Origin of the sequence: Spelaeicoccus albus (assembly GCF_013409065.1) — a bacterium.
In the GTDB taxonomy this organism is placed as follows: Bacteria; Actinomycetota; Actinomycetes; order Actinomycetales; family Brevibacteriaceae; genus Spelaeicoccus; species Spelaeicoccus albus.
This window is the reverse complement of the sequence record NZ_JACBZP010000001.1, coordinates 1,069,942-1,088,931: the sequence shown is the minus strand read 5'-3', so window position 1 is coordinate 1,088,931 and position 18,990 is coordinate 1,069,942. Positions and strand designations below refer to the sequence as shown.

Annotated in this window: 14 protein-coding genes; 6 read left to right on the top strand and 8 right to left on the bottom strand. The window is 64.0% G+C overall.

Going from position 1 to position 18,990, the window contains the following annotated elements; translation table 11 throughout:
* Positions 1–43: 43 nt before the first annotated feature.
* From BJY26_RS05105 to BJY26_RS05090, 4 genes are read right to left on the bottom strand one after another with little or no spacing between them, the layout of a single operon-like run.
* Positions 44–2,743, bottom strand: a complete 2,700-nt coding sequence (locus BJY26_RS05105) for an exo-rhamnogalacturonan lyase family protein (protein ID WP_179426245.1) — start codon at positions 2,741–2,743, stop codon at positions 44–46.
* 52 nt (positions 2,744–2,795) lie between these two features.
* Complete coding sequence (locus tag BJY26_RS05100) at positions 2,796–3,650, bottom strand: carbohydrate ABC transporter permease (protein ID WP_179426243.1); 855 nt, start codon at positions 3,648–3,650, stop codon at positions 2,796–2,798.
* Positions 3,647–4,630 carry a carbohydrate ABC transporter permease gene (locus BJY26_RS05095; RefSeq protein WP_237249093.1) on the bottom strand — a complete coding sequence of 328 codons (984 nt, stop codon included), beginning with the start codon at positions 4,628–4,630 and terminating at the stop codon, positions 3,647–3,649. Before BJY26_RS05095 ends, BJY26_RS05100 begins: the two co-directional genes overlap by 4 nt.
* A gap of 6 nt (positions 4,631–4,636) precedes the next feature.
* A complete protein-coding gene (locus tag BJY26_RS05090) occupies positions 4,637–5,917 on the bottom strand; it encodes an ABC transporter substrate-binding protein (protein ID WP_179426241.1) in 1,281 nt (426 codons plus the stop codon).
* A 225-nt stretch (positions 5,918–6,142) separates the two neighbouring features.
* Between BJY26_RS05090 and BJY26_RS05085 the strand changes: the two genes are divergently transcribed.
* On the top strand, positions 6,143–7,480 hold the full coding sequence (locus BJY26_RS05085; protein WP_179426239.1) for a Gfo/Idh/MocA family protein: 1,338 nt from the start codon (positions 6,143–6,145) through the stop codon (positions 7,478–7,480).
* A 37-nt stretch (positions 7,481–7,517) separates the two neighbouring features.
* Here the strand turns inward: BJY26_RS05085 and BJY26_RS05080 are convergent, their stop codons facing one another.
* Positions 7,518–9,518 carry a DUF6807 family protein gene (locus tag BJY26_RS05080; RefSeq protein WP_179426237.1) on the bottom strand — a complete coding sequence of 667 codons (2,001 nt, stop codon included), beginning with the start codon at positions 9,516–9,518 and terminating at the stop codon, positions 7,518–7,520.
* Complete coding sequence (locus BJY26_RS05075) at positions 9,515–10,579, bottom strand: LacI family DNA-binding transcriptional regulator (protein ID WP_244953888.1); 1,065 nt, start codon at positions 10,577–10,579, stop codon at positions 9,515–9,517. The genes BJY26_RS05080 and BJY26_RS05075 overlap by 4 nt, the downstream gene beginning before the upstream one ends.
* Positions 10,580–10,776: 197 nt before the next feature.
* Between BJY26_RS05075 and BJY26_RS05070 the strand changes: the two genes are divergently transcribed.
* The 4 genes from BJY26_RS05070 (at position 10,777) to BJY26_RS05055 (ending at position 15,406) form a co-directional block, all read left to right on the top strand.
* A complete protein-coding gene (locus tag BJY26_RS05070; protein ID WP_218852259.1) occupies positions 10,777–11,967 on the top strand; it encodes a Gfo/Idh/MocA family protein in 1,191 nt (396 codons plus the stop codon).
* Positions 11,960–13,117 (top strand): dihydrodipicolinate synthase family protein, encoded by a 1,158-nt coding sequence (locus BJY26_RS05065; protein WP_179426235.1) that lies wholly within the window; start codon positions 11,960–11,962, stop codon positions 13,115–13,117. The genes BJY26_RS05070 and BJY26_RS05065 overlap by 8 nt, the downstream gene beginning before the upstream one ends.
* Entirely contained in the window at positions 13,114–13,998 is an 885-nt protein-coding gene (locus BJY26_RS05060; protein ID WP_179426232.1) for a sugar phosphate isomerase/epimerase family protein, read from the top strand. Before BJY26_RS05065 ends, BJY26_RS05060 begins: the two co-directional genes overlap by 4 nt.
* 94 nt (positions 13,999–14,092) lie before the next feature.
* A complete protein-coding gene (locus tag BJY26_RS05055) occupies positions 14,093–15,406 on the top strand; it encodes an MFS transporter (RefSeq protein ID WP_179426230.1) in 1,314 nt (437 codons plus the stop codon).
* Positions 15,407–15,459: 53 nt separating this feature from the next.
* On the opposite strand, the gene BJY26_RS05050 is transcribed toward BJY26_RS05055, so the two are convergent.
* Positions 15,460–16,704, bottom strand: coding sequence for an MFS transporter (locus tag BJY26_RS05050; RefSeq protein ID WP_179426228.1), 1,245 nt, complete (start codon positions 16,702–16,704; stop codon positions 15,460–15,462).
* Positions 16,705–16,790: 86 nt separating this feature from the next.
* Between BJY26_RS05050 and BJY26_RS05045 the strand changes: the two genes are divergently transcribed.
* Complete coding sequence (locus BJY26_RS05045; RefSeq protein WP_179426226.1) at positions 16,791–18,224, top strand: aspartate ammonia-lyase; 1,434 nt, start codon at positions 16,791–16,793, stop codon at positions 18,222–18,224.
* An 11-nt stretch (positions 18,225–18,235) separates the two neighbouring features.
* On the opposite strand, the gene BJY26_RS05040 is transcribed toward BJY26_RS05045, so the two are convergent.
* Positions 18,236–18,952 carry a response regulator gene (locus BJY26_RS05040; RefSeq protein WP_218852258.1) on the bottom strand — a complete coding sequence of 239 codons (717 nt, stop codon included), beginning with the start codon at positions 18,950–18,952 and terminating at the stop codon, positions 18,236–18,238.
* Positions 18,953–18,990: the final 38 nt, after the last annotated feature.

Genomic DNA, 18,990 nt, shown 5'->3' with positions numbered 1-18,990 from the left:
CTTTTGCGCGCCTCTTTGTCGATGGGCGCTTCGGTGCCGGCGATCACGGTGCTTCGTGCGGGGCGATCGCCAGTAGTTCGAACAGAGCAAGTCCCCGTTGTGCGGCATCGTTCGTGGCGATGTCGCCGGCGGGTATTTCGTCGATCGGAACCAAGACCTCGGTTCCGGAGACGTGTTCGGCGGCAGGCCATGGTTTACCTGCCGGATCGTCGAGATACTCCTGCCAGCCGCGTTTGCGGACGGTCGGCTCGTCTAACTGCGCGCCGGCCCACGCGGTGACCCGCGAGTAGATCGTTTTGAACACCTTCGGGTTGAAGTCGAAGCCGAAGTGCTTGATTTTCTCCTTTGACGGCGCTTGCACGTACCGCGCGAATTCAAGCACCTTGTCGCGGAAGTCCTTCTGCTTGACGAGGTCGATCGCCTCGAACAGGATCAGATCACCGCAGAACGCCATGGCCAGGTTGTATCCGCCCTTGTAATCACCCTTGTGGAAGTTCGTCAGGTGCGCGGTCTTCGGATCGAAACCGACGACGCCGCCGGCTTCTCCCGTGAACAGTCCGGCCGGGAACGATGCGATGTCTTTCATTCCGGTAGTGATCCGGTCGCGCCATTTCGTGTCGCCGGTGCGTTCCCATTCAGTGAGCCAATTGCTGACGAGCGCGTACCAGTCGGGGCCGATGCGCAATCGTGTCGGTGCCCGGTGCTGGTCGTCCAGGATGTCTCGGAGCGGATCGAACTTCAGCAGCGTCTCGTCGACTTTCAACGAGGTGCGCATCCAGTCGCCGACGAGCTCGTCCGCCGTTGTGTAGTACATGAAACGCTTGGTGAACGACTCGGAGACGCGCGCCTCCTTGGCGCCGCAGCCCCAGTGCAACACGTTGTGCCGCGACCCGAGCCCGACGAAGTCACCGGCATGGTAGGTGTCGGACTCGGAAACGTGACGCGTCATGGCATGTGCGAGGCGGAATGTTTTCGCTTGGCCCGTGCGCAGGAACGAATACCAGAGCATCGCGTCGCTGCCGAGCTCGGCGTTGTCCCATGCGTACCCACCCACGTCGTATCGCCATGAGTGGCGATCGGCGTCGTAGGTGTGCATCACGTCGCCGAAGTTCCAAAAGCCGTACCAGTGGCGCTGCTCGACCTGGCTGATGTAGAAGTCGATGGTGGCGTCCACGCCGGATTCCAGTGTTCGGAGGGCTTTGGTCGATCTGTCCGGAAGACTCCATTGTCCGAACACGCCCGCCGCGTGGTAGGTCTGAGGCGTTGTCACAAGCTGCGGCGGTGCGGACAACGTCGCAGCGAGATCGGCTATCCGGTTCCGTTCCGGGGTTGCTTCGAACGCCCAGATTTCCATATCGGTCGAGCGCGACACGCCGTCCGGGCGCCCGAATCCGTAGCGGCCGTCCTCATAGGCGAGCGCGAGCCCGTGCCCTGCCCCGTCGTACGGGCGCATGTCCATTGGAGCGGCATGTGGTGACCACGACCACAAAGTGACGGTCGCGACATCCCCTGCCGCGTTGCCAATGTCCAGGGCACGCGGAAATTGCTGCCAGAAATTGCGGATGCCGACTCCGAGGCCCCCGCTGACTCCGCCGACGTAGGCGAAGCCGGACGCGCGATCTCCGTAACCCGCGTCGGCGAGCCATCGGTATTTCTCCGACGTGCGTTTGCGCACCGTGAAGCTGTCGGCGGAACTCTGGATCAGACTGAAATCGTTCCATTCGGCGAGGTCCCGGTATCCGTCCCGCACTTCTTCGGCCCAGTCCGACACCGGCGGTGTCGCTTTTCCGGCGACCTGTGCAGCGTCGACCTTCTCGCCCGGCTCGCGCCGCAGCCCGGTGAGGACACGCACTGGTTCGCCCCACACTCCACGGTCGGCTCCGGAAAATCGCACGTGCCGATTGTGGGTCGGATCGTCCATGGGAACATCCAGTCGCAATCCGAGGCCCGAAATGAATGTCTTCTCGGGATCACCGCGCCAGGTGAAGCTGTGCACGATCCGGAACGACTCGCCGTCCGCGCCGAGATACACCCGGACGGACCAGGGAATCGCGTGCTTGCCGCGGCGCGGGCTGTAATGCCCCGTGAGCTTCACGACGCCGCGGACGGGGCCGTGTTGTTCGACGTCGGCAGCCTCGATCCGGCCGGCTGATTCGTGCGTGTGTCGGGTCCCGTCAGGCGAATTCGTCGTCGTCATGATGAGTCGGCCATCGGATCCGGTGACTCGGCCGCCGCGTTCGACCTTTTCGATCAGAGTGCGGCCGGAGGTGTTGAGGACAACTTTTACAACACCGTTTGCCATGATGATGCGGTCGCCGTGACGTCGCACCGACACCGAGTGCTGTGCCGCCGCGGGTTTTCCCTTTTTCAGGTGGAGCGTCGTTTCACGCCCGGCGTCCGTGCCGACGGCGTGACCGGTCCATTTGATGCTGCCGTCCGGCCAATAGGCCAGCGGCCATGTCTGTACCGGGACTGTTCGACCACTTTTCGTCGACAGCGCGAATTCCATCCCTTTCCGGACTGTGCCGCGCGCCCAGGGCACGCCCCACGAGGATCCGGTTGTCGTCTTCGGTGCCTCTTCGAGCCAGCGCACTGTCACGCCTTCGTCGGCTGTCGGCGCTTTGATCGGCGTTATCCGTGTTGCTGCGGTGTCCGTACTTCGGTGCGCCGCAGCGGTGCCGACGCCGATTGCGGACATTCCGAGCATGAATGCTCGACGGCTGGCTTCGATCGGTGCGTTCATTCGTGTGTCCTCCTTGCGCCGGGCGGCGTATCCTCGCCTAGATGCGTAGTCGTCACAGCTTCATGCCGGTGGTGGACACCCCCTTCACGAGGTGCTTCTGGAAGATGACGAAGACGACGATGACGGGGATGACCGAGAGGATCGACATCGCGAAGAGTGCGCCCCATTGACTGTTGCCGGCGTTGCTCAGGAACAAGTTCAGACCGGTCGACGCCGTGAACTTGTTCGGGTCGCTCAAATAGATCAGCTGGCTGAAGAAGTCGTCCCACGTCCAATAGAAAGCAAAGATCGAGATGGTGATCATTGCCGGTTTGGACAGGGGTAGAACGATGCGCCAGAAGAGCTGGAAGGTGCTGCATCCGTCGATCGTCGCTGCCTCGTCGAGTTCCTTCGGCAGTCCGCGAATGAACTGAACCATCAGAAAGATGAAGAACGGGGTAATGCTCACGCCGACGAAGCTCGGCACGATGAGCGGCAGGAACGTGTTGACCCACCCGAGCTTGTGGAAGATCACGTACTGCGGAATTAGCGTGACCTGAATCGGCAGCATGATCGTCGCAAGCATCATCGCGAACATCACGCCGCGCAGCTTGAACTTCAGGCGAGCGAACGCGAAGCCCGTCAAGCTCGCGATGAACAGACTGCCGATCACGACGCACACCGAGATGATCAAGGAGTTCAGGAAGAAGGTGCCGAACGAGACTCCGCCGACACCCTGCCATCCGGAGACGTAATTTTCGAGCGTCCAGTGATCGGGCAGTAGCCCGGGCGAGGAGAAGATCTCCGACGTCGGTTTGAACGAGGAGGACAGCATCCAGAGCACTGGATAGATCATGACGATGCTCAGCACGATCAGGATGGCGTGGGTTCCGGCGAGTTTAGTCCGGCGTTTTGTCGCGGCGGTCATTTCGCTTCCTCCGTATCCTCGTAATGCACCCAGAACTTGGAGGTAAGGAAGAGGAATCCGGCGAAAACGGCCACCACGATGAGGAAGACGACCGCAAGAGCTGCCGCATATCCCATGTGGAAGTACTGGAAGCCCTGCCGATACAGGTACAGGACATAGAACAGCGTCGAGTCCATCGGACCGCCCTGGGTGATGATGTATCCCTGCGTGAAGACCATGAACGCGTTGATCGTGCCCATGACGAGGTTGAAGAAGATGACCGGAGACAGCATCGGGATGGTGATGCTGAAGAACTGCTTGATCTTCGACGCACCGTCCATGGTGGCGGCTTCGTACAGCGGATCCGGTATCTGTTTGATACCGGCGAGAAAGATGATCATTTCGGAGCCGAACTGCCACACGCTGAGCAACACGATGACGTAGATCGCGTAGTGCGGGCTCGCAACCCAAGCCGGCGCGTTGTCGACGCCGAGGAGGCCCAGGATCATGTTGAACAGGCCGTTATCGCTGAAGATGTTCTGCCACATGATGGCCACTCCGACGCTGGTGCCGATCAGCGAGGGAATGTAGAAGATCGTGCGATAGATTCCAATACCCTTGATGTCTTGGCTGAGCAGAACCGCGATAAGCAAGGACACGATCAGTCTCGCCGGCACGGACACCACGACGTAGAGGATGGTCACACCGAGCGATTTCAAGAACAACTCGTCGTTGAACATCTGCGTGTAGTTCGCGAGACCGGTCCACTTCGGGCTCGACAGCAGATTGTAGTCGGTGAACGACAGGTAGATCGAATACGCGAACGACCCGAGCGTCAGTGTGAGCAGACCGATGAGCCACGGAATGAGGAAGCGGTAGGCAACCATGCTCTGGCGGATGGACCGCATCGCCGACGACCTCCGCGGCGGCTCCGGGCCCCGCCGGGCGCTCTGCGCCCGACGAGTGCCCGCGGCTTTGCGCATGTCGGATTCAACTGTCACGACAGATCACCCTTGCTGCAGAATCGAATTCGCCTGCTTGATGAAGTTCGCTGCTCCCGCGCTCGGGCTAATCTTCTTGAACTCCACTTGCTGGACGATCTTGTGGTATAAGTCGAGGATCTGGCTTGTCGATGACGGGTCGACCGGCGGAGCCTGTCCGGCGATCTTGTCGACCCGGCTGATGAAGGAAATGACCTTCTTGTCGTTTCCCGTGGCCTTCTTCTCCAACGACTTCCGGACATCCTTGTTGATCGGCACGCCGCGATCAGTCCCGATGAACTTCGATGCCTTCGGGCTGTTCACGAGATAGTCGACGAGTTTCGCCGCCGCCTTGGGGCTCTTGCTCGTCTTGGAGATGGACCAGTACATGCTCGGCTTCAGGAAGTACGCCTTGTTGCCGTTGCCGAGACCGGGGGCCAGCGTCATTCCGAGCGGACGGTTCACGAGTTGCTTGAACGCCGTGTACTGGCTGTTCCAGGCGAACCCGAACGCCGCCTTCTTCTTCACGATCGGGAATTTCTGAATCTCGCCCCAGCCCACCGAAGCGCTGGCCGACGCGGGCGGGGTGTACTCCTTGTTCTGCAGATCAAGCCAGTACTCGAACCATTTCGTGACGGTGCTCTTCGAAACGGCGAGTTTTTTCACGTCGTCCGCGTACAACTCCTGCCCGTTGTCCCGCGCGAAGAGTTTCAGACCGGGGAGCCAGCCCATCATGTTCTGGGTGCCGTACACGCCTTTGTCGTTCTTCGTCACCTGAGCCGCGATCTTTGCGAACTGCGCCCATGTCATGGTCGAATCGGGGTCGAAATCGACACCGGCCTTCTTCAAGATTGCCGGGTCGTAGAACATCGCGATCGCATTGACGCCGGAAGGGATCGCATAGAGCTTGTCGTCGATGGTGCCGGTCGCGAGGCTGTTCTTGTCCAATTTGCCGAGGTTCACGCCGGCATTCTTGAGCGCGGTCAAGGTGCCTTTGTCGGCATAGCTTCGCAAATACTGTTTGTCCATCTGTAGCACGTCCGGCGCAGAGCCCCCGCCGAATTCCGTGGACATCTTCGACCAGTAGCCATCCCAGCCGGTGAACTGCGGCGTGACCTCGATGCCCGAATGGGCCGCATCGAATTTCTTGAACATCTTCACGGTATAGTTGTTCCGGTCCTGCGACCCCCACCATGCGACGCTCAGATCGCCGGAGCCCGAGTCGGACGAACTTCCGCCGCACCCAGACATCGTCAATGACACTGCCACAACACCGGCGGCAAGTGCCCAGCCCAGTTTGCGTTTCATTGCGTTTCTCCCTTGAAATCGACTACCGCTGCGCGAAACCACCTTGACGAGCGCCGATGTTCGGTCCGGCTCTCAGCCGCTTCGCCAAAACTTTGGAAAGCGCTATCCACCGCTACGACTATTGCATCGCACGGCGGTGATGTCAATCACAGACGATGCGAAATTCTAAAACGATTCAATTGTTGATGAGTATAATGGTAAGCGCATTCCAATCGAGGAGTTCCCATGTCTGAATCCACTGCACCTCGGCAGCACCGGTACGCCCTGGTCGGGGCCGGATCGCGAGCACAGATGTACATCGACGCCGTCAGCCGTCGGGCGGAATCTCGGCTGATCGCAATCGGCGATTCGAATGCCGGGCGCGCAGCGCACTACCGACGCCGAGTCGAGGCGATCACCGACGGGGGGCCCGCTCCTGTCGGGTTCGACCCGAGTGAACTCGAACGCGTCATCGCCGGCCACGACATCGATCGAGTCATTGTCACCAGTCCCGACTTCACCCACGCCGAATACATCGTCCGGGCGCTGCGCGCCGGTGCCGACGTCGTCGTGGAGAAGCCGTTGACGATCGATCCGGCCGGAGCTCGAAGCATCGTCGCAGCCATCGACGATACCGGCCGCAACGTCGTCGTCACCTTCAACTATCGTTACTCCCCGCGCAACAGTGCACTGAAGGAGGTGATCGCCTCCGGTCGGATCGGCGCTGTGACCTCGGTGGATTTCCACTGGATGCTGGACACGGTGCACGGGGCGGACTATTTCCGTCGATGGCACCGGCTCAAGGCCAATTCCGGCGGCCTTCTCGTGCACAAGGCTTCGCACCACTTCGATCTGGTCAACTGGTGGATCGACGACGTTCCGAGGCGCGTCTTCGCCTCCGGCGGTCTGCGGTTTTATGGGGACCAAAACGCACGGAAACGCGGCATCGACCACAATGATCCGCGCGACCGCCCGCAACAAACACCGTTCGCGCTCGACGCGCGCTGTGATGACCGGCTTCGGGAGCTCTACGTCGACAACGAATCGTATGACGGCTACCGCCGCGACCTGGACGTCTTCGGCACCGGCATCACCATCGAGGACAATTTGTCACTCGTCGTGGACTATGCCGGCGGGCCGTCGATGAGCTACTCTCTCAACGCGCACTGCCCGTGGGAGGGCTATCGGGTCGCCGTCAATGGCACGAAGGGCCGCGCCGAACTCGATGTGGTCGAGCGCGGGGCCGTCATCCCCGACGCCGATGGCACGGTCACACTCGATCCGAGCGCGACGCCCGCCGCCGAAACGAACTCCGTCCGGCCCACCGGCGAACGGCTTGTCGTACAAACGCATTGGGACGTCGCGCGAGGCGTTGACGAATTCGCCGCGGCCGGCGCGCATGGCGGCGGCGACGACCTGCTTTTGCGCGACGTCCTCGACGGCCCGGGCGACGACCCGCTCGGTCGACCCGCCGGGCTCGACGACGGGTTGCGCGCGATCGCCGTCGGCATCGCCGGAAACGCTTCGCTCGCGACGGGCGAGGCCGTGGACATCGCCGATCTGGACCTCGGGAGAAGCCTCTGAATCCACGCCGGATTCACCCGAGGTCGTTTAATCGTCGTCACGTGTCACGGATCTCGACGCGCATTTTGCGCCGCAACGGCGACTCGGCGGACACGGCGGACACGGCGGCGGAATCTTCCCACGCGAGTGCGAGTCCGACGCCGGGGTATTCACCCGTCCGCACGAACCACGGATCACCGTCGTCGCTGTGGAAGTCGAGGCGTACCGGCTTCCCACCGAATCGGGCCGACCAGGACAATGACGGTGCAATGGCCCCATGCACCGAGTCGGTACCCGTCACGGCGTCAGCGCGGACGTCGATGTCGGTACATGGTGCCATCCGCCAAAAGAATCCGCCGTAGCCGCCCCCGGCGCGTCCATTGCTTCCGGGGCTGCCGAGGAGCACGCCGTCCGGATCGGCGCCGGATCCCGGCGCCAGCTCGAAAGTTAGGTCGAGCGACCAGCCGCCGTCGATGTCCTCCCACGACCATCGACGGCTCTCCCGGAGCAATTCGTCCTCACCCGCGGGTGTCGGAGCCAACCAGGACAACTCCTCGACGAGTCCGCCGGGCATCTTCTCCAACCCGATCGTCACGATGCGTCCGTGATCGTTCCGCCACACGTATCCGGTCCCCGGGCGGTAGGTGCGCCCACCCCAGAAGTTAATGCCGTCCACGTCTTGAACGGCGACACCCGCACCCAGATGCCATGGATGGTCCGTCGGCATCGCGTCGGTCACGACAACGCCGCTCCTGCTCGTCACCGGGTGAAGGTACGGCCGCGGGGAAAGCCGCAGAGGCAGCGTCTTGCCCGAGCGACGCGTCATGGCCGCAGCGCCGTCGCCGGCGGCAGAACCGGGCAAGTCGATGGAGTCAACGAGCTGATCGGCCCACTTCGGGCCGATCTCGGCAAAGGTGGCACCGGCGGCGCAGGCTCGACATACCAACGCGTCAATGTCATCGACGACCGCGCGAGTGTCCCGGCCTGTGCCCGACCAGTTCGTATCGTCCAGGAATCGGATGGCCTCGTCCGGGATCGGTGCGGGATCGGGAGCAAGCCGAATAGCCTCGACCACGCGCATGAATGCGCCCGTCGCCGCCAGCGGACTGATCAATTCGGCGTCGTGCAGCGCGTGGTCGATGAGATTTTCGAGCAAGTCGTCACGGCCATATTCACGCGTAACGGCCGACGCGGCGTCCCCCGTCTTCCCGCCGGGCCGGATGGTCAGTTCATCGCGCGTATAGTGCAGCACCGCGTTTGCGATGGAGCCGTACACCGTGACGTACGGATCCTCGGACGTTTCCGCACACAGGGTGAATGCGCATGTGATGTCGGGCCCTCCCGAGCCGATCCGCACCACCGAGGTGTCGTCGCTGTCGATGTCGTTCGCACGGTATAAATCGGTCGTCACGGTGCCGACGTCGTCCGCGCTTGTCGCGCCGGCAAGCGTCAGCGCGGCCTGGACGGCGTGCGCGAACGGGTTCGTCACGGCACCGTCGACGACGTCGTTGCCGTCCAGCACTCGCCTGCCCGCCCACCGCGACCGGGTGAAATACGACCCCGGCCGCGTCCACAAGCCGGTTGCGCTGATGGCGAGGATCTCGCCGAGCTCACCGGCGGCCATATGCTCGGCGGCCGCAGTCACGGCATGCGATCCGGACGCCTGGAATCCGACTTGAACCGATCGGCCGTGGTCGGCCGCGGCCGCGGCGAGGTCGTCGTATTCGGCCAGAGACGTAAGCGGCGGTTTCTCCACGTACACGTGCGCGCCGGCGGCAAGTGCCTGGCGCGCCAGTGCCGCATGCGTATGGATGGGGGTGGCCAGGACGACGACGTCGACCGGTCCGGCGGCGGTTATCAGTTCGTCGAGCGATGAGTACACGTCGGTCGTGGCCGCATACGAGTCAGGCGCGGGCGGTACCGAATCGGCGGCCGCCACGAAGTCGACGCGTCCGGCTTCGACCAGCCGGCGAATGTTCTCAAGGTGAACGTCGCCGTACCCGTGCACCCCGACAAGGGCAAGCCGTACACGCCCGGCCGCCGTCATTCGCGCCGTCATTCGCGCCGTCCGTGTCGTCCGCTGTTCACTGCGAGCGATGTGCTTTCTCGCAATCGGACCGCCGCCTCGCCGATGACGTCGTTCGCAGCACCCGATTCGCTCCCGGACAGGGCGAGCCTCGCGGCCTGGCGCCCCATCCATTCGAGCGGCAGTTCAACGCTGGTCAGGTGCGGAGTGTGATCACGCAATGTGGGAATGTCGTCGAATCCCGCAACAGCGACGTCCCGAGGCACTCCAATGCCCCGGGCACGCCATCCGGCGATCGCGCCGATCGCCATGACGTCGCTGGCCGCAAAGACGCACAGCGGTGCGCCGCCGGAACCGGGCAAGTTAGTTTCCTCGATCAGCCGGCCCGCGGCGTCGAACCCGCCGTCCCGGCTGAAGTCCGCCGACACTATCGCCTCGGGCCTGAACCCGTGCCGAGTCAGCGACGCCGTGAACCCCCGTACCCGGTCCTTTGACGTGCGCATCTCAGCCGGCCCGCAAATGATCGCGAACCTCGAGTGCCCGGCGTCGACCAGCGCATCCGCCAGCTCGGCGGCCCCATCGGAGTTCGCCGGTTCGACGGTCCGGCCCACGCCGATCGGCTGCCCGATCGTCGCCACCCGTCCACCGTTGTCCGCGTAACCGGATAACGCATGTCGCAGATTGCCGACCGATTCCTCGTCCCACAGCGACCCGGCCATGATGATGGCGTCCGCGCGGTGGGCGATCAATGCCAGGACCGATTCCAATTGCAGGGTCAGGTCGCGTTCGCTGCTGGCCAGCAGCACTTGTCGTTGCAGTTCGCGCGACGCGGCTTGCACGCCGCGGGCAATGCTGGAGAAGTACGGGTCGGCGATGTCCTGCACCACGAGGCCGAGCAGCCGCGTCGATGACCTGGCCAATGCTTGCGCCTGCGCATTGGCGACGTACCCCAGGCGTTCCGCCGTGCTGCGCACACGTTCGGCCACGTCTTCGCCGGGCACTCGGGTCGAGCCATTGAGGACACGCGACGCCGTTGCTTGGGATACTCCCGCCGCATGTGCGACCTGGCTAAGCGTCACGGCCGCCATTGCCATCGCCTCGTCATGCTCCAACCCCTATCTCGACGCTCGATTTTCGCCACACTGCTCTAGCGCCGTCATATTACTGGCCACCGACGTTTGACGGCGGCTTGCTGTGCTGTTTATCTTATTGGAAAGCGTATTCCCAATGTTAACACTCGGGTCGCGAGCCGTCGTCAACGATGCCGTGGGCCGACCGATCGGAGGAATTCATGAGCTCCACCCCGACCATCGACCCGAACGGGCCGATCCGAATCATCATGAACGGCGTCACCGGGCGGATGGGCTACCGGCAGCATCTCTTGCGTTCGATCCTCGCGATCCGGGACGACGGCGGACTGCTGCGCGCCGACGGCACCCGGCAGCAGGTCGAGCCCGTGCTCGTCGGACGCAGTGCGGCCAAACTCGCCGACCTCGCCCGGAAGCACGGGATCTCCGAATACACGACGGATTTGGACGCCGCACTCGCAGACGACACCGCACGGATCTACTTCGACGCCCAGGTCACCTCCGAACGCACGAAAGCCATTTTGAAGGCGATCGCCGCAGGCAAACACGTCTACACGGAAAAGCCGATCGCCGAATCCGTCGCCGACGGTCTCGCGCTCGTCGATGCGGCCGAAAATGCCGGCACCATCGGCGGCGTCGTCCACGACAAGCTCTTCCTGCCCGGTCTGCTCAAGCTCCGCCGTCTCATCGACTCCGGGTTCTTCGGCCGCATCCTGTCGGTGCGCGGCGAATTCGGCTACTGGGTCTTCGAAGGCGACCTGCAGCAAGCGCAGCGTCCCAGTTGGAATTACCGCAAGGAAGACGGCGGCGGCATGGTCTTGGACATGTTCTGCCACTGGAACTACGTGATGGAGAATCTGTTCGGGCGGGTGCGCGCCGTCACGGCCAAGGCCGTCACGCACATTCCGGAGCGCTGGGACGAGAGTGGCGAACGCTACACGGCCACCGCGGACGACGCCGCGTACGGCATCTTCGAGCTGGACGGCGACATCATCGCGCAGATCAACTCGTCCTGGGCGGTTCGCGTGGATCGCGGCGAGTTGGTCGAATTCCAGGTCGACGGTACCCGCGGCTCCGCCGTCGCGGGACTTTTCGGCTGCCGCATCCAGCCGCGGGAGCGCACGCCGAAGCCGTCGTGGAACCCCGACGTGCCAACCGCCGAGGACTTCCGGAGCCAATGGGAACAAATCCCGGACAACCAGGAATTCGGCAACGGATTCCGTGCCCAGTGGGAGGAGTACTTGCGCGACGTGCTCGCCGGCAGACCGCATCGCTACGACTTCGCCGCGGGAGTTCGCGGACTGCAACTCGTGGACGCCGGGCTGCGCTCGTCCGAGACCGGACGGCGTGTCGAACTCCCCCGCGACGGCTCCGGGAGCGCCAACGATGAGTAAGCTCGATCTGCCGACATCGCACGGCACCGTCGAACGCATCGAACTCGGCGAGCCGCGCAACTGGCCGGCCCACCCCGAGCCGTACCGGTCGCGGGAGGTGTACGCAGCGGCCCACGTCGTCGCCAATCCGCTCGCCGACAACACGCCGGGCAAGCCGGCGGTCGTCGACTGGGACGCGACGCTGGCATTCCGGCGACACCTCTTCGACTACGGATTCGGCGTCGCGGAGGCGATGGACACCGCGCAGCGAAATATGGGCCTCGACTGGCCCGCGACGCAGGAATTGATCCGCCGCAGTACCGACCAGGCGCGCGCCCTCGGCGGACGGATTTTCTCCGGGGTCGGCACCGACCACGTCGGAGCGCAGGAGTCGACGGACGCCGTCACGGCCGCCTACCGCGAACAGCTCGAGTTCGTGCAGGGCGTCGGTTCCCGCGTGATCCTGATGGCTTCGAGACAGCTCGCGTCCGTCGCCAACGCCCCGGACGATTACCTGCGCGTCTACGACTCGCTGCTGAGCGATGTCGACGCGCCGGTGATCCTGCACTGGCTCGGCGACGTCTTCGACCCGCAATTGCGCGGCTACTGGGGCTCGACCGATGTCGCGGCCGCGACCGAGACCTTTCTCGACCTCGTCCGCAGCCGGTCGGACAAGGTCGACGGGGTCAAGGTGTCGCTGCTCTCCGCCGAGCACGAAAAGCAGTTGCGCGCGAAGCTTCCGGACGGCGTCCGGCTCTACACCGGCGACGATTTCAACTATCCCGAGTTGATCCGCGGTGACGGCACCCACCACTCCGACGCCTTGCTTGGAGCGTTCGCCGCCATCGCGCCGGCCGCCTCGGCGGCCCTCACGGCGCTCGACGACGGCGACGCCGACGAATTCAGCCGCATTCTGGATCCGACGCTCGCGCTCTCTCGGCATATCTTCGCGGAGCCGACCTACTACTACAAGACGGGGATCGCGTTCATGTCCTGGATCACGGGCCGGCAGCCGGCATTCACGATGGTCGGCGGATTGCAGTGGGCTCGCAGCCTTCCGCATCTTGCGCACATCCTCCGGCTCGCGGACGGCGCCGGCCTGATACCCGACCCCGATCTTGCCGCGGCGCGGATGACCGCGCTGCTCGACACGTACGGTGTGCGGTCATGACCGCGCGGGACGTACCGAGCGGCGAACCCGCAACCGTGCCGACTCCGGCGCCGGGCGATCCGCGGCTCGCCCGGCTTTCCCTCAACCAGCGGACGACGGCCGACTGGTCGGTCGCCGATGCGATCGCCGGGTGCCGCAGCGCCGGATTGTCGTCGATCGGGTTGTGGCGAGAGCCGGTGGCCGAGGCGGGGATCCAAGCCGTTCGCGAATGGCTCGATGCCGCCGAAGTGCGCGTGTCGTCGCTGTGCCGCGGAGGGTTCTTCACCGACCCCGCCCGAGCGGACGAGGCCCATGAATCGAATATCGCGGCGATCGACGAGGCCGCCGCGCTCGGAGCTCCGGCTCTCGTGCTCGTGCCGGGCGGACTCCCGGCGGGAAGCCGCGACCTGCGCGCCGCCCGCGAAGAGGTGACGGCGGCGCTCGAACGGCTCGCGCCGTACGCCCGCGATCATGGCGTCACGCTCGCGATCGAGCCGATGAATCCCATCTACGCAGCCGACCGCGGCGTCATCTCGACGCTCTCCCAGGCCCTCGATATCGCCGAAGCGACCGGGGACGACGTCGGCGTCGTCGTCGACACGTTCCACGTCTGGTGGGAACCCGATGTGGAGGAGCAGATCCTTCGTGCCGGCAAACGTATCGCGTCGTACCAAGTGTGTGACTGGATCACTCCGCTGCCGGCCGACGCACTACTGGCCCGCGGCATGATGGGCGACGGCCACATCGACTTCAGCAACCTGACCAGGGCCGTGGCTCGCGCGGGCTACGAGGGCGACATTGAAGTCGAGATATTCAATGCCGACGTGTGGGCAGCGCCCGCTGAAGAAGTCGTGGCGACCATGACCCGACGCTTTGTCGAACTCGTCCAGCCATATTTGTAGCCGTCCCTTTAGCCGAGAGTGGAGTAGTTGTCGGTTTTTCGGGCCCAGAGGCGACAACAACTCCACTCTCGGCGGGGCGGTATAGTGCGTATTCATGGCCGAGACGTCCCCCAGCCACAAAGCCAGACGCGCCGCGATAGCGGGGTTCCTGGGCAGCACGCTGGAATACTACGACTTCTTCATCTACGGCTCGGCCGCAGCGCTGTTCTTCGACAAATTGTTCTTCCCGGACACCGGGACCGTCAGCGCGCTGATCTCTCTGGCCACATTGGGCGTCGCCTACGTGGCCCGACCGTTCGGCGCCGTCCTCTGGGGCCATCTGGGCGACAAATTGAGCCGCCGTGACGTCCTCGTTCTGACGCTCGTGATGATGGGCGGTTCGACCTTCCTGATCGGCTGCTTGCCGACGTACGGTCAGATCGGCGTGGCAGCGCCCATCCTGCTGGTCGTGCTCAGGCTCATCCAGGGTCTCTCGGCAGGCGGCGAATCACCCGGCTCGAGCTCGCTGACGGTCGAGCACGCCCCGGAGCGCCTGCGCGCGTTCTTCACGAGTTTCACGCTTTCCGGCGTCCAATTCGGGATAGTGATCTCCAGCGCCGTGTTCGTGCCGATCAGTAAGCTGCCGGACGACGTTCTCTTGTCGTGGGGATGGCGCATTCCGTTTCTGCTCAGCGCCGTGATCACGTTCGTCGCTTACTTTGTGCGCCGCAAGCTCAGCGATGCCGAGGTCTTCGAAGAGATCAAGGACGAGGGGCAGACGGCTCGGATGCCGGTGGTGGACCTGCTGATCCACGACTGGGCAAACGTCATCCGGGTCACGATTTGCGCGCTGTTCACCATGGTGAGCACGGTGTTCACCGTTTTTGCGCTGTCGTTCGCCGTCGGCGTGGTCAAGCTGGATGAATCCGACATGCTGATCATGATCGGCGTGGTCAATCTCATCACGGTCGTGACGCAACCGGCCTTTGCCTACCTGTCCGACCGAGTCGGCCGCAAGCCGGTGTTCATCGTGGGCTGTGTGGGGTGCGGTGCGTCCGTCTTCGCGTTCTTCGGCGGAATCGCCACCGGGAACTGGCCGGTCATCTACGGTGCCGGCATCTTGATGAACGGCATCTTTTACGCCATGCCTAACGCCGTCTACCCGGCATACTTTCCGGAATTGTTCCCGGTGCAACGTCGCTATACCGGAATGGCGATCTGCCTCATGCTCGGTCTTCTGATGGCCGGATTCAGCCCGGCCATCGGGTCGTGGTTGACCGGTGGCGACGCCGCTCATTGGGGGCCGATCGCGTGGCTGACGGCCGGGGTCTGCTTGCTGTCCGCGGTCGCGGCCGCCACGGCCCGAGAGACCTTTCGGGTCCCCACCGAGCGACTCGGCTTGCCCGCAGTCTCGTCGAGTGTGGAGTAGTTGTCGGTTTTTCGGGCCCGGAGGCGACAACAACTCCACTCCCGGCGGGGAGGTCAGCGGGCCTCGGCGCGCGTCTTCGTGGCGTAAAGTCCTGCCGCGCCGACTCCGATAGTCGCCGCCAGGACAACCAGGAACGGCACCACCCAGTTGCCTGCCGCGTCGTGGATGCCGCCCAGCAGGACGGGCCCGACGGACGCCGTTCCGTAGCCGATCGTCTGCACGAACGCCGTCAGCCGCCGACTTTCGGACATGGTGACCGAACGCGTAATGATCACCACCGTGATCAAGGTGAAAGTTCCGCCCTGCGCCACGCCGCCGGCAATGATCCACACCACCGACAGCGCCGGAACCGTCAGAAGGCCCAGCGGCAGCAAGACCCAGCACGAGGCCACGACGATCAGCAATCGGGATGCCGGCCAACGCCGCCACCCGGTCAACACCGGCACGGCGAAGGTGCCGGCGACTCCCAGCGCCTGGAACAGGCTGGAGTACCAGCCGGCCGTGGAGGCCGACCTGCCTTGGGCGTCGATGAGCAACACCGGCAGCCACGCCGTCACGGCGTAATAGGCGAAATTGTGGCACGCGAACGCGACCGCCAGGGTCACGGCTAATGGGCTGCGGAAGAGGCGTTGCAGCCGTCCGCGACCGGATTCGTCGATTCGCGGCACGCTCGACGTTGCGGTGGATGGCTCTACCCGGGACAGGGCGCTGCGACGGAACGGCTTGGTCAACGCAATCAACCACAGCGCCAAGGCAAAGATTGCCGCAGCCGACCAGCTGAACAAGCCGAGCTGCCATCCGAGCAGCGCCGCCGTCGGCGCGATCAGCGCCGACACCGCCATCGATCCGAGGTTGGTGCCGGCAGTTTGCAGACCGGTCATCATCGATGCACGGTGTCGGTAGTCGCGGGCCACCAGCGTCGGCACCGCGACGTTGGCGATTGCCAGCGCACATCCGAGGATGACGGTTCCGATCAGAACCGCGCTGGTGGCGCTGACCGAGCGGATCCCGGAGCCGACGATGATGGCAATCAAGCACATGATCACGCCGGCGTTGATGCCGGCCCGGGCCAGGATCGCCGACGCAACAGGCGTGAACGCGGCAAAGCACAACACCGGGATGCTGGTGAGTAGGCCCGCGGCGGCCGACGAGAAGCCCAGGTCGCGTTGGATGACATCGATGATCGGGGCCACGCCGACGACGGGCAGGCGCATGAATATGCACAAGCCAACGAACGCGCCCACCCGGACGAACGAGTCGGCCCGGCGCGCCACGATGTTGCCGGATGCCGCGTCCACCAGTCAAGGCTAACAACCGGCTTCGCCGGCGATTTCGGGCGCGATAGGTTGGTCAGAGCGGCTCGATCCCCGTATGAGAGGACATTATGATGGCATCCGATCCAACTCCGTCCAGGACGGAGCACGATCTGCTCGGAGAACTGCCGGTTCCGGTCGACGCGTACTACGGTGTGCACACGGCTCGGGCGGTGGACAACTTCACGATCAGCCGGATCCCGCTATCGGCCTACCCGGTGTTCGTGATCGCGTTGGCCGCCGTCAAACAGGCCGCCGCGCAGGCCAATCGGAAGATCGGGGTGCTCGACGTCGACAAGGCCGATGCCATAGTTACCGCCTGCGAGGAGATCCGCAGCGGCAAACTGCACGACCAGTTCGTTGTGGACATGATCCAGGGCGGGGCCGGCACGTCGACGAATATGAACGCGAACGAGGTGATCGCCAACCGCGCGCTGGAATTGCTCGGCCATGAACGCGGCGAGTACCGGTATTTGCACCCGTTGCAGGACGTCAATCTCGGCCAAAGCACGAACGACGTCTATCCGACGGCCATCAAACTCGCCGTCGACGGGTACGTCGTGAATCTGCAGGGCGCACTCGACACGCTCCGCGAATCGTTTGAGGCCAAGGCGCGCGAGTTCTCCGACGTGCTGACAATGGGCCGGACGCAGTTGCAGGATGCCGTGCCAATGACATTGGGACAGGAATTCTCCGCTTTCGCCGTCACGCTCGGCGAGGACCAGGCCCGACTGGAAGAGGCGCGGCAACTCCTGCACGAGCTCAACCTCGGGGGCACGGCGATCGGCACGGGGCTCAACGCACATCCCGATTACCGCGAAGAAGCTGTCGGCGCGCTACGCACGATCAGCGGAGTGTCCACACTGTCCTCGGCACCGAACCTGGTCGAGGCCACGCAGGACGTCGGCGTGTTCGTGCAACTCTCGGGCATCCTCAAGCGCATCGCCACCAAGCTGTCGAAGACGTGCAACGATCTGCGTCTGTTGTCCTCCGGCCCGCAAGCCGGACTGAACGAGATCAACCTGCCGGCACGGCAGGCCGGTTCGAGCATCATGCCGGGCAAGGTCAATCCCGTGATCCCGGAGGCCGTCAACCAGATCGCCTTCGAGGTGATCGGCAACGACGTGACGATCACCTTGGCTGCCGAAGGCGGTCAGCTGCAGTTGAACGCGTTCGAGCCGATCATCGCCAAGGAGCTGTTTGCCGGCCTGGATCATCTCGCGTCCGGCAGCACGATCCTTGCCCAGAAATGCGTGGACGGCATCACGGCGAACCAGGAAATGTTGCGCAAGCGAGTGTCGGAATCGATAGGCCTCGTCACGGCGCTCAGCCCGAAGATCGGTTACGAAGCCGCGACGTCGATCGCCAAGGAAGCGCTCGCCACCGGCCGGGGAGTCATCGAGCTCGTATTGGACAAGGAATTGTTGACAAGCCGCGAAGTGGACGCTCTGCTGACGCCGGAATCACTGGCCGGCGTGACGCTGCACGCCGCCACCGGCGAATAGGGCGGCTCGACCTAGACGAGACCGGCCTTTTGCATGACTAGCGCGACCTGAACCCTGCTGCCGGCGTCCAGCTTCGCCATGGCCTTGGTCAGATGTGTCTTGACGGTGGCCGCGCTGCAAAAGAGCCGATCGCCGATCTCGGCATTCGACAAGCCGGCGGCGACCAGTACCGCGACGTCGCGTTCGCGCTCGGTGAGCAGCCGGCATGCAGCAAACGCCTCGGCGCGTTCGGCCTGCGCGGTGCCGTGCGCGAAGTGCCGCACCAAGTGCGCTGTCGAACGCGGCGACAAGATCGAGTTGCCGGCCAAGACGACGTCGACGGCCCCGATCAGTTCGTCGGCGGTGGAGTCCTTCAGCAAGAACCCGACGGCTCCGACCTCAAGCGCTTGGAAGACGTACGCATCGAGGTCGAAACTTGTCAGCGCAATGACCTTCGGCGCGGCCGGCACGGTGGCCAGGGCCCGGATTGCGTCGAGCCCACCCATGCGCTTCATGTGCAGGTCCATGAAAATGACGTCCGGTCGGTGCGCGAACACGGATTGGACGACTTCGTCGCCGTCCGAAGCCTCCGCGACCACGCTCAACCGATCCGATTGTTCGAGGATGGTGCGCACTCCGGTACGCACCATGGCGTCGTCGTCCACCAGCATGATCCGCGTTGTGCGGGCCGGAGCGGCGACGTGAGTTGGTCTGCGAACGTCTGCCGGAGCGTCGTCGATGATTGTCATGATCATGACGCTATCCGCCGGCACTGACAATGCCGGAA

Bases quoted from the DNA above. Each gene is read 5' to 3' on its own strand.
- BJY26_RS05105 (WP_179426245.1), bottom strand. From the start codon at position 2,743: ATGAACGCACCGATCGAAGCCAGCCGTCGAGCATTCATGCTCGGAATG.
- BJY26_RS05040 (WP_218852258.1), bottom strand. From the start codon at position 18,952: ATGACAATCATCGACGACGCTCCGGCAGACGTTCGCAGACCAACTCAC.
- BJY26_RS05090 (WP_179426241.1), bottom strand. From the start codon at position 5,917: ATGAAACGCAAACTGGGCTGGGCACTTGCCGCCGGTGTTGTGGCAGTG.
- BJY26_RS05075 (WP_244953888.1), bottom strand. From the start codon at position 10,579: ATGGCAATGGCGGCCGTGACGCTTAGCCAGGTCGCACATGCGGCGGGA.
- BJY26_RS05080 (WP_179426237.1), bottom strand. From the start codon at position 9,518: ATGACGGCGCGAATGACGGCGGCCGGGCGTGTACGGCTTGCCCTTGTC.
- BJY26_RS05060 (WP_179426232.1), top strand. From the start codon at position 13,114: ATGACCGCGCGGGACGTACCGAGCGGCGAACCCGCAACCGTGCCGACT.
- BJY26_RS05085 (WP_179426239.1), top strand. From the start codon at position 6,143: ATGTCTGAATCCACTGCACCTCGGCAGCACCGGTACGCCCTGGTCGGG.
- BJY26_RS05045 (WP_179426226.1), top strand. From the start codon at position 16,791: ATGATGGCATCCGATCCAACTCCGTCCAGGACGGAGCACGATCTGCTC.
- BJY26_RS05065 (WP_179426235.1), top strand. From the start codon at position 11,960: ATGAGTAAGCTCGATCTGCCGACATCGCACGGCACCGTCGAACGCATC.
- BJY26_RS05100 (WP_179426243.1), bottom strand. From the start codon at position 3,650: ATGACCGCCGCGACAAAACGCCGGACTAAACTCGCCGGAACCCACGCC.
- BJY26_RS05070 (WP_218852259.1), top strand. From the start codon at position 10,777: ATGAGCTCCACCCCGACCATCGACCCGAACGGGCCGATCCGAATCATC.
- BJY26_RS05055 (WP_179426230.1), top strand. From the start codon at position 14,093: ATGGCCGAGACGTCCCCCAGCCACAAAGCCAGACGCGCCGCGATAGCG.